6 protein-coding genes are annotated in these 10493 nt (G+C 44.9%); 2 read left to right on the top strand and 4 right to left on the bottom strand.

What is annotated here, in order from left to right:
• A partial coding sequence (locus VIN08_RS01080) for a PKD-like domain-containing protein (protein ID WP_331958930.1) occupies window positions 1-6486 on the bottom strand: 6486 nt, incomplete at its 3' end.
• Window positions 6487-6767: 281 nt separating this feature from the next.
• The gene (locus tag VIN08_RS01085; protein WP_331958933.1) at window positions 6768-7133 is read right to left on the bottom strand and encodes a DUF3276 family protein; all 366 of its coding nucleotides are present in this window, start codon (window positions 7131-7133) and stop codon (window positions 6768-6770) included.
• Window positions 7134-7323: 190 nt separating this feature from the next.
• On the opposite strand from VIN08_RS01085, the gene VIN08_RS01090 reads away from it, so the two are divergent.
• Window positions 7324-8229 (top strand): DUF58 domain-containing protein, encoded by a 906-nt coding sequence (locus VIN08_RS01090; RefSeq protein ID WP_331958935.1) that lies wholly within the window; start codon window positions 7324-7326, stop codon window positions 8227-8229.
• A 116-nt stretch (window positions 8230-8345) separates the two neighbouring features.
• Here the strand turns inward: VIN08_RS01090 and VIN08_RS01095 are convergent, their stop codons facing one another.
• Window positions 8346-8702, bottom strand: a complete 357-nt coding sequence (locus VIN08_RS01095; RefSeq protein WP_331958937.1) for a 4Fe-4S dicluster domain-containing protein — start codon at window positions 8700-8702, stop codon at window positions 8346-8348.
• An 88-nt stretch (window positions 8703-8790) separates the two neighbouring features.
• Between VIN08_RS01095 and VIN08_RS01100 the strand changes: the two genes are divergently transcribed.
• Window positions 8791-9795 (top strand): acyl-CoA reductase, encoded by a 1005-nt coding sequence (locus VIN08_RS01100; RefSeq protein ID WP_331958940.1) that lies wholly within the window; start codon window positions 8791-8793, stop codon window positions 9793-9795.
• Between the two features lie 89 nt (window positions 9796-9884).
• Here VIN08_RS01100 and VIN08_RS01105 read toward each other — a convergent pair.
• A partial coding sequence (locus VIN08_RS01105; RefSeq protein WP_331958943.1) for a gliding motility-associated C-terminal domain-containing protein occupies window positions 9885-10493 on the bottom strand: 609 nt, incomplete at its 5' end.

Below are 10493 nucleotides of genomic sequence, written 5' to 3' on the forward strand. Positions count from 1 at the left end.
CTGTCCGTTGGTGAATTTGAAATCCAGTGTAAAGAATCCATTCTCACAAACTTCGCTTGGTGCTGATAATGTTGCCTGCGGCAAAGCGTGTACTACAACTTTCACTACATCAGATATATCTTCTGCACACGTTCCGGACGATACTACTCTGCGGTAATATGTCAGGTCTGTGAGCGATGGCGGATCATATATAGGGTTGTTGTTAACACCTGCTGCCGGAACGAAGTTGATGTTATCGGACGACTCTTCCCAGCGGTATACATAATTACCTATACCTCCGAAGGGTTGTGACAATTCCTGGAACGCAGTAGGATCTGCTCCTTCGCATATATCTTTATCGAAACCAATTACACCGGCAAACAACGGTATAGGATCGATCAGCAACTCGGGCAATGATGTCTTCTTACAACCTTTTGTATCCGTTACTGTAATCGTATAGAGTATATTAGCAGAAAGCCCTTCAAAGCTCCCGTCCGTCTGGCCGGTAAGATTCAACGGGTCCTGATCCAATGTATAGGTATACCCGGGATTTCCACCAGTGATGTTTGCCACATCTACACTGATTTGTCCGTCTGTCTGACCCGCACAGCTTACATCATATCCGTTGTAATCCGAGGTTATATCGATAGAGAAAGACAGATCGTTCGGTTGTTTTACTACCACGTTCGGTACAAACTTCGTACAGCCGTTCTTGTCTTCTATTCTAACTGTATACGTAGTAGCACGCAGACCGGTGAACTGCTGATTCACGGCATCGTAAGGAGCATTGGAATCTTGTAGTAAAGAGAAGATCAACGGATCGCCTCCTCCTGCTGATGTACCTCCTATCGCTGATATCTGAATGATACCATCGGGAGCCGGATCATTAAAGCAACTTACATCCGTAACCGTTGGTGTACCCGGTACTATAGGATCGGGTTGAATGATACTGATGGGAGCTGAATCCACACAGCCTTCGGCGTTGCGGGTATAGATGGTATAATTACCGGCTGCTAAATTTGTAAACAGCACGGTAGGTACAAACGTAGTTCCGTCTTTACTGAAAGTATGATTGGTTCCATACTGCGCAGAGACAACCACCTGACCATTAGCCAGACCGTTGCAGGTGATGTTGAAGCGTGGATCGGTAGTCTCTACCGGATCGGCTGTTAACTGTGGTGTTGGTCTTACATCATACGTTAAGGTTGCATCTTTATAACAACCGCTTGAAGCAGCCGGGTTGAGAACACGCACAAATACCGGAACATCATCCGTTAATGTATAGGCTGTTACCTGTACCGGTGGAATTTGTGAATTGGCAAAATCATTTGCATCGGTGAACCATGTATAGGTCACTCCTGCTTCTGTACTTACCTGCGCATTGAGTGAAGTAAGATCTTTTACAATAGTATTACCTCCGTAACCATCCGAACAAGAAGTGAGACTCAGTGGTGTTGTAATATCCGGTGAAGGACGTACGGTAACCGTTATATACTCCGGAGGACCGCTACATACCGGTGATGATGACGGATTGGTAGCGCGCACTTCATATACTACAGACCCTAATGCAAGGCTGTTGTTCACCAGTTTGTCAGTAATAACATTGGTAGTAGAACCTGTTGCTCCTGTGATGTTTCCATTTACCTGGTATACCGACCACACAAAAGTAGCATTGGTAACATTTGGTGATGTAAGCGGAATATTTAATACATCGCCACTACATATAGGGGCCAATGTTACCGGAGTAACCAATGGCTTGCGCTGGATAACCAGCACGATCGGTACTGACGGATTACCATAGCAACCTGTTGTAGTACTATAAGGGCGAATGTTATAAGTAACATTTACATCTGCGCTGGTAACATTCTCCCAACGATGTGAGTAAATTACATTCGGATCGTAGAGTGCCAGGGTGCCGGTTGCCGGCAGCGGATCAAGCGGTGTAAGCTTGGTCGGGTCATATACGATAGATTCGATCACAAATTTATCGGCCGGGAAAAATCCGATGGCAGAACGGAGCGTTACTTCTATCGGGTTATCGCTACATACCGCTTTACCAAGACTTATATCCATTACCGGCTCAGCCTTGATGTCGACTGTTACGCTCTTCTCTTCACCTTCACATCCCAATGCACTGATTGGTTTTACACGATACAGTATAGACAACGTTTGGGCTACTGTTTGATTCTTATAGCTGTCGTTCTCAATACCGTTAGAGCCGAGCACACCCTGTGTTGGTCCGCTGACGGGTATAATTCCCGGAAGCACAGAAGGCACCTGCACATTAAAGGTTGCGGCCTGCACCGGGCTCGATGCATTCTCTTTTAATACTACACCTATTACATCGCCACTACAAATAGAAGTTGTGATGTTATCCATCAACGGGCGCTTGTTCACCGCCACCGGAATTTGTGTAGGAGGCCCCGTACATCCGGATGCATTGCTTTCGGATACTTTTACAAAAACATCCTGGCTCAAAAACTGTATCTGTACTACACCTGTGGTTTGGCCATCGGCTACTATACCACCGCCTGGCAGCCCATCGCTTTGCTTCAGCACTTGCCAGTTATAGGTAGAACTTCCGGAGTTGTTAGGCGATACTTTAAATTCATATATACCATTCTCGCATATATCTACATTAGGTGGAACGATCGAGTATCCCTGCGGATCGTCTGATACGGTGATTGCTTTGGTAACAACATTACTCTCGCATCCATTCACCGAAACTTTTACTGATATATTATCTGTAACTGCATTGGGGAAACTCAACAGTATATAGAAGTCATTTGGTCCACCACCACCTAGGTATTGGAAAGTAGCCGGATACGACCAGGTATATACTGCACCCGGTATCTGCGTTACGCGGAATAGCTCCGAGCCATTTTTACAGGGATCTGCTTTACCAACAATAATCGGATCGCTTGGCAATGGTTTCACGATCAGATCTATCTGCGCTACATTATAGCAACCGGTATGTATGTTCTGTACACGGGCAAAGTAGATTGTGTTGGTGGTAATATCAATATCATTCGGAGTAGCAAGAGGGTTAACATTTGCTTCTGCGTCTGCCTGCGTTGTATGCCAGGTAATAACTCTGTCGGCAGCTGGCAGTACGGTTATAGCATCTCCTACCGATGTTAATGTAAGATCAATATCATCCACACGTCCAGTTCCGGCAGGAGCTTCTTCACAATACGAAAAGCTTTGTGCTGCCACTACCGGTTTCGGATTTACGGTAAAGTTTATCTCTTGCAGTTTATCGCAATTCAGCGGAGCTGTCGTCAGGTCGATAACACGGATATATAGTTTATCATTGTTATGAACATCTATCGTTGTAATCGGGTTGATATCATTTACCTGATCGAATGCTGTTGCATACCACTTCACCTGGCGATCGGCCGGAGTTGCAGCACCAATCACATCATCATCATATACCGACAGTGTAACGCCTGTCGCGGTTAATGTACCTGCTATCGTTTCGCACAGATCACTCGGTGTTGGATCTATAGCTTCCGGTAATGGATTTACTGTTACAATCACATCATCCGTTGTAGCAGCACATGATCCATTCGGAGGCGTTGCCAGATTGCCCAGTGCACTCTTTACTGTCCAGGTAAATGTAGTGGTCGTAGTCAATCCTGTTACCACAGCACTCTCATCGTTGATGTCGGTTACTCCTGTAACGGGCGACCATGTACCTACGCCTCCATTATTTACGGCTATCGCTGCGAGTGTTGCATCGTCTCCTTCGCAGATAGCAAAGTCAGTACCGGCATTCGCATTCGCGGGCTTCTGATCGAACGTGATCTTCAGGTTCATCGCGCTGGATACATTTCCGCATGGACCTATCCCATCCGGATCGAGCGCTACAAAACGCAGTTGTACAAAACCTGCTGCAAAATCTGCTGCTGATGGCTTGTACTGATCATCTGTGTTAGCAGCCGGGCGTGTAGCCCCGGGGTTGGCATTGTTGCTGGTAAATATACCCGAACCTGTGGCTATCTCCCATCTTCCTTGTGTAGCGCCACCGCCTACTGTTGCACCGGTAAGATTGATGGGGGCCAGCACGGTTTGATCCACGCATGAAACAAAATCGGCAGGAACATTCGCTATACCGGGTTGATTAAAGGTGATGATTACATCATCCATCTCCGGAGTACAGGTACCACTGGAAATTGTCCAGCGAAGTGTATAGGCTCCGTATGTATAGGGAGGACCAACTAAATGAATATCGGATGTAGGATCGGTAAGATCAACGATGGCAATATTACAGCCAGCGCCTACACATCCACCGGGGCCACTTACAACGGTCCATTTACCCGCACCGATGATCGGTGTATTTCCTTCGAGTGTAAAGTTCTCTCCGCACACGGCTTTATCTGTTCCGGCTGCCGGGTCAGTTGGATTCGACCCCAGGTCAATCACTACGTCTGCTGAGCTTTGACATGCACCGTTCTTCACCGTCCAACGCATGGTATAGGCGCCTTCATTTCCCGAAGATATAGTGATGGTAGCATTGCGATCATGAATGTTTGAGATCGTTGGTGCTGGTCGTGCCGGCACGCTGGATACAAAAGTCCATGTACCGGTTCCGGGAGTCGGATCGCTTCCTCCCATCGTGAGTGATGTGAGTGTACCACACAAAGCCTGGTCGGCTCCTACACTTGCCACTGCCGGGTTATCATTGATCGTTACTAAAACACTCACCGGTACGGAAGTACATCCTATATCATTGGTAACGGTATAGTTCAGTGTAAAAGGAGAACCGATTGATGTAGCGGTTGCCAGTATAGTAGGTGTTTGTATAGTAGGATCATCGATGATTGCTATAGCACCTGTCCACGTATGTGTTACGATCGTACCAAAAGGATTAGAAGGATTTCCATCCAGCATGGGAGTTGCTCCTTCACACAATACCAATGGCGATGGTGTGATGCTCGCGGTTGGATTGGCGCGAACTGTAATTACTGTATTGCGTGGATTTGAAGGACATTGTGGTGCATTTATAAATCTGCGTATTACCTGCAGCGTAAAAGCTCCTAGTGTACCGTTGGTTTGCAGTGTAATTTGTTTAGTGCCCTGCCCTCCTGTAATGGTAGCATTTGCAGCCGGCACAACAGACCAGATATACTCTGTAGCGCCTCCGGTTGGTTCGGTAGCCGGATCACTCGGCAGTGAATATATATAGGTTGTATTTGGACATACATTGGTCTGTGGCAATACGAGCGCAGCCGGTGATGTGCTGATATTTTCTCTTCGCGTCAGGATTACTTCTTCAGCTTCACTAACGCAGTTGTTTGTTTGTGTGCCGGTAACATAGTAATCATTTACTCCTACGGGAGCTTGCGCTGCGTTGGGAGTAAATGTAGCTCCTGTGTTAATAACATTTACATTGGCCTGCGCATCAGCCAGTGTTGCATACCATCTATAGGTAATATTGGCCTGTACGTTGGTTACAGTAAGTGTTGTGGTGGGTATATCTCCATAACACACCACCCGGTCTGCTACAACTGGTCTGTCAGGAGCATCGATAATACGGATAATCGCAGTTCGTTCAACAGGAGGATTATCACCGTTGATCAGGTCACCGTTAGTAGGTGTCAGATTACCATCAGCGAAATTGTTATCATAGGGATTACAGATATTCCAATAGCGTATTGTTACCCGAAATTCATCTCCTACTTTCGGGAAGCCTGCGGTAAATCCTCCGGGAGCCTGTATGCGTAATGCATCGCGTCTGTCGCCATCATTCACCACAACCAGGGGTGGCAGATAATGTACCCCGCGCGGGTCTTGATAATTCAGAAGTATATCACTTCCTGCTGCACCGGTTACTGGTACACCATTTACTGAAATGTTCGGGATCTTATCCAACGTGATGGGTACTGTATTATATACTATCTGTTGCCAACGATACTGTTCATTGGGAAACTGCACCGGGTCATTGGGCGGATAGTTCGAAGCAAAATTCGCGTTACAGTTCCAGTTTGTCTGGTCTTCAAAGATTACATCAATGTTCTCGCCTTCGCATACCTCATGTATAGGAGTACCAGTGGCTGGCGATAGCAATCGTACATCACCTCCGTTAAATTCATCCGTTCGCCAGGTAGAGATCACCTGCACCTGCCGCGTATTGGTACACAATACACCATTGATACGCATAACGATAATTACCTGATACTCACAATCACTGTTGGCGGGGAAAGCGTGATTTTGTGTGATGTTGTACGAGTTCGTTCCGGCAGTAAGAGGAACAACGGTAAGCGCGCTTCCATCGCCCCAGTTGAATATCAGTTCATAAGTAGGACCAATCGTTGTGGTACCTGCAAAGGAGATTCGATAGTTTACATCGGCCGTAACAGGTGAACATAATTTATCAGGAAACTTATCACTTCCCAATCCTGTGATAGGTGGAAGTGCAGCGCATTGAGAATAAACGCGACCAGAAAATCCAACACTTAAGACAAAAGAAATAATAACAACCTTGGCCAGGTAGAAAAATTTCATCTCAATAGAATAGTAGGTTTTAAACTCCGAAAGTAAGCATTAATGCTTACGATAAAAATAGTCATTCCCTCTAAAGGGGTTACCATTTATCACTGTTAAATAATCGTATAATCGTGAATGTAACCTCGAAATATACCTTCGGTCGTTCAATGGAGGGAGTAAATGTCAGTATGTCGCTGAAAGTGAGAGCGCGAGGAGTGAAAAAAATCTGACAAAAAAAGAAAGCCTCTAAATTTCTTAAAGGCTTTCAACTCTAGGTATAGGTTGGGTTAGGTAAAAGGTCAATCCCATTTGAGCTCAGTATCGAGCGAAGAAGGCTTGGCTGCGCCTGCCGGTTCTTCTGCTTCGTGCGGCTCATGCACGTGATCGAACTGGCTGAAATCCACTGTTGGCATAAGTTCATGCTTCACGTGGTTTACTGTGTTCGTCAGTGCCTCCAGAAACTTGTTAAAGTCTTCCTTGTAGAGGAAGATCTTGTGTTTCTCATACGAAAATCCATCTTCCTTAAAACGTTTCTTACTCTCCGTTATCGTGAGATAATAGTCATTCGAACGGGTTGATTTAACATCAAAGAAGTACGTTCTCTTGCCGGCCTTTACTTTCGCGGAGTAAATTTCGTCTCTGCCGTTTGTTTTGTTCTCTTCCACAATCCTTCAGTTTTAGGGTTAGGTTAAAGTTTGGTTCCAACTAAGTTAGTACTTTGGTCATTCATTCCAAACTAACCAAATACTATTTCGTTAACGTTTTCGGTTTATACTATAGTAAAGCTCCATTAGGATCAGGAAATAAAGCTTTACTATCTCCAAATAATCAACAATATTCGGCTTTTCCAAATACGTGAAGACAGACCTCACCCAAATTACTCAAAATAGCAGCCTGGAATTGCTCGCGCGCCAGCTTGTAGAAGGGTTCATTACCGGCCTTCACAAGTCGCCATATCACGGTTTTTCCGTTGAATTTGCAGAACACCGGCTCTACAATGAAGGAGAAAGTACACGGCATATCGACTGGAAAGTATATGCCCGGACCGATCGGTTATTTACTAAAAGATATGAGGAAGAAACCAATCTGAGGTGTTTGATTGCATTAGATATATCTGCTTCGATGTTCTATCCGGCTGACTCGAAAGCCAAAATCCGTTTTGCAAAATATGCCGCAGCTGCGCTCTCCTACCTGCTGAACCGACAACGTGATGCTGTGGGACTGTGCCTGTTCTCGGATACGATCCAGGAATTTACTCCTATAAAGTCATCGCCAACTCACCTCGATAAAATGCTCCGGCTGTTAAATCAACTGGAGACACGTGAGCCTGCTCAAACCAAAACGCAGGTAGCCCAGGTGTTGCATGAGATCGCGGAGAAAATTCACAAGCGCTCGCTGGTGGTTATCTTTAGTGATATGTTTGATTCTGCCGAGAATGCAGATGATCTCTTCAAAGCACTTCAGCATTTGAAACATAACAAGCACGAAGTGATTGTCTTTCACGTGATGGATAATCAGACAGAGCTGCTCTTCAATTTTGAAGATCGCCCCATGGAATTTATCGACTTGGAAACTGGCGATCGACTAAAATTGAATCCTGCTGATATCAAGCAATCGTATAGACAGGAGGCTGAGCAATTTCATAAAGCGCTGAAGATGCGATGCAATCAATACAAGATCGATTTTATAGAAGCCGATGTGAAAAGCGATTTTGATGTAGTACTTCAGACGTACTTGATCAAGCGTGCCAAGATGCGATGAAGAGTTGAGGCTTCTCGTTTTGAGTACCATTAAAAAAATATCCGTTAATGGTTATTGAATTTGCATAAAGCAAAGGGTCAATAACCATTAACGGATAACGATTAACGAATATACTACTACGCTTCCACTTCCTGATGGAGCCAAGCTTTCTTCGCCAGAAGTTCTTCTTTGGTTTCCACGTAATCCGGATCTGCCACGCAACAATCTACAGGGCACACAGCTGCGCACTGAGGCTCTTCATGGAATCCTGTACATTCTGTACACTTTCCGGGTACGATATAATAAAACTCATTGGATACAGGTGCTTGTGACGACTTTGCGTCAACAGCCGTACCGTCTTCCAATTCTACTTTTTCCAATTTAGTGCCCCCGGCCCAATTCCACTCGCGGCCGCCTTCATAGATTGCCGTGTTGGGGCATTCCGGTTCGCATGCACCGCAGTTGATACATTCGTCCGTAATAATTATTGCCATGCTTTCTCTAATTTTGGTCCGTTTACCAATACAAAAATAATCGAATCAGATCATAAAACGGTCGCATCTCTATAAAAGTTTACTACGAATGAATGTACATGTAAGAATAAATGCCTTCAGCGCTCTGGGGCAATCGTTAAAAGGCCTTAACTTCACTGACTTTCAATCGTTAGCCGAGCAGGCAGCGCGAGAAAATCCGTGGTTTACAAAGGATAACGTTCGCATGGCCCTGGATGGAATTGTAGAATTCCTTCAGAAGGATAAGCTTGAACAATGGACTGCTCCCTATATCATTCCAACGGAGTCAAAAAAAGTTGCCCTTGTAATGGCGGGCAATATTCCTTTGGTTGGCTTTCATGATCTGCTCTCTGTATTGATCTGCGGGCATAGCGCTCTGATAAAATTGAGCTCAAAAGATTCTGTTCTTCTGAAATATATACTTAACAAACTTTTTGAACTAGAACCCTCCTTTCGTTCGAAGGTTGAATTTGCAGAACAATTGAAAAACTTCGATGCCGTTATTGCTACAGGCAGCGATAACTCTGCTCGCTACTTCGATTATTACTTTGGCAAGTATCCCAATATCATCCGGAAGAACAGAACATCTGTAGCGATCCTGACCGGACATGAGAAAACCGAAACTTTGCATACATTAGGAATTGATGTATTCAGTTACTTCGGGTTGGGTTGTCGGAACATCTCCAAGCTATATGTTCCTGAAGGATATACTTTTGATACATTGTTCAAAAGCTGGGAGCCTTATCAACCCGTTATTCATCATCACAAGTATTGTAACAATTACGACTATCAAAAATCGATTATGCTTATAAACGGTGTTGCCTTTCTTGATAATGGTTTTGTCATGCTTCAGGAAAATTCAAAGATGGTATCACCTATCTCTGTGGTATACTACGAGTATTATAAAGACAAGAATGAGCTGACTGAAAAGCTAACCATAGCTGGTGATAAAATTCAATGTATCGTTGGTAATGGTACACCCGCCACTGTCCCTTTCGGAAAAGCACAATGCCCGGAGCTCTGGGATTATGCCGACCAGGTCAATACTCTTCAATTCCTCACATCGTTACCTTGATTAATATAGTCTCTTAAAATATACCTATAAATAGAAAGCCCCGGAACACCATGTGCTCCGGGGCTTTCTATTTCCAAGAGTAGACCTCGTTACGGTTTCGCTCCACGTAATACTTCTACCCATCCTGTGATCGGTGAACTATCCGCTACCTTCAGACGATAGTAATATATACCATCTGATACTCCTTCTGCATCCCAGTTGTTCTGATAACTGTTCGTTGAATAAACCTGTTTACCCCAACGATCGGTTATCACCAGTTTAGCATCTGCATCAGGCAGATTACGGATAAAGAATACATCGTTAGCACCATCCGCATTCGGAGTAAAGATGTTCGGTATAAAGATGTCTGTATCGAGCGGAACACGTCCAACGATCTCGATCGCACAGCCCACTGAATCCATTACCTGAACCTTGTAACGACCTGCCGGAACATTGCTATAGTTCTTCTCATATTGCAGGTTACTGTTCAACAATACTTCCTCCCAATCTGTCTGATAAGATTGTCCTGGCACAGAGGCAGAATCCAGTTCGATACGAATATCATATGGCACAAGTCCGCCTGAGAAATTCGTTACCTGCATCTTACCATTAAATATATCCGGATATGATTTGCTGGTTGTTCCAACCTGAGCGAACAGATGAGGAGCAACTTTATAATCCACCAGTTTAGAGGACAGCAAGCAGAAGGAAGCCGACTG

It is taken from the genome of Ohtaekwangia sp., from assembly GCF_036568665.1.
Taxonomy (GTDB): Bacteria; Bacteroidota; Bacteroidia; order Cytophagales; family Cyclobacteriaceae; genus Ohtaekwangia.

Bases quoted from the DNA above. Each gene is read 5' to 3' on its own strand.
- VIN08_RS01095 (WP_331958937.1), bottom strand. From the start codon at position 8,702: ATGGCAATAATTATTACGGACGAATGTATCAACTGCGGTGCATGCGAA.
- VIN08_RS01100 (WP_331958940.1), top strand. From the start codon at position 8,791: ATGAATGTACATGTAAGAATAAATGCCTTCAGCGCTCTGGGGCAATCG.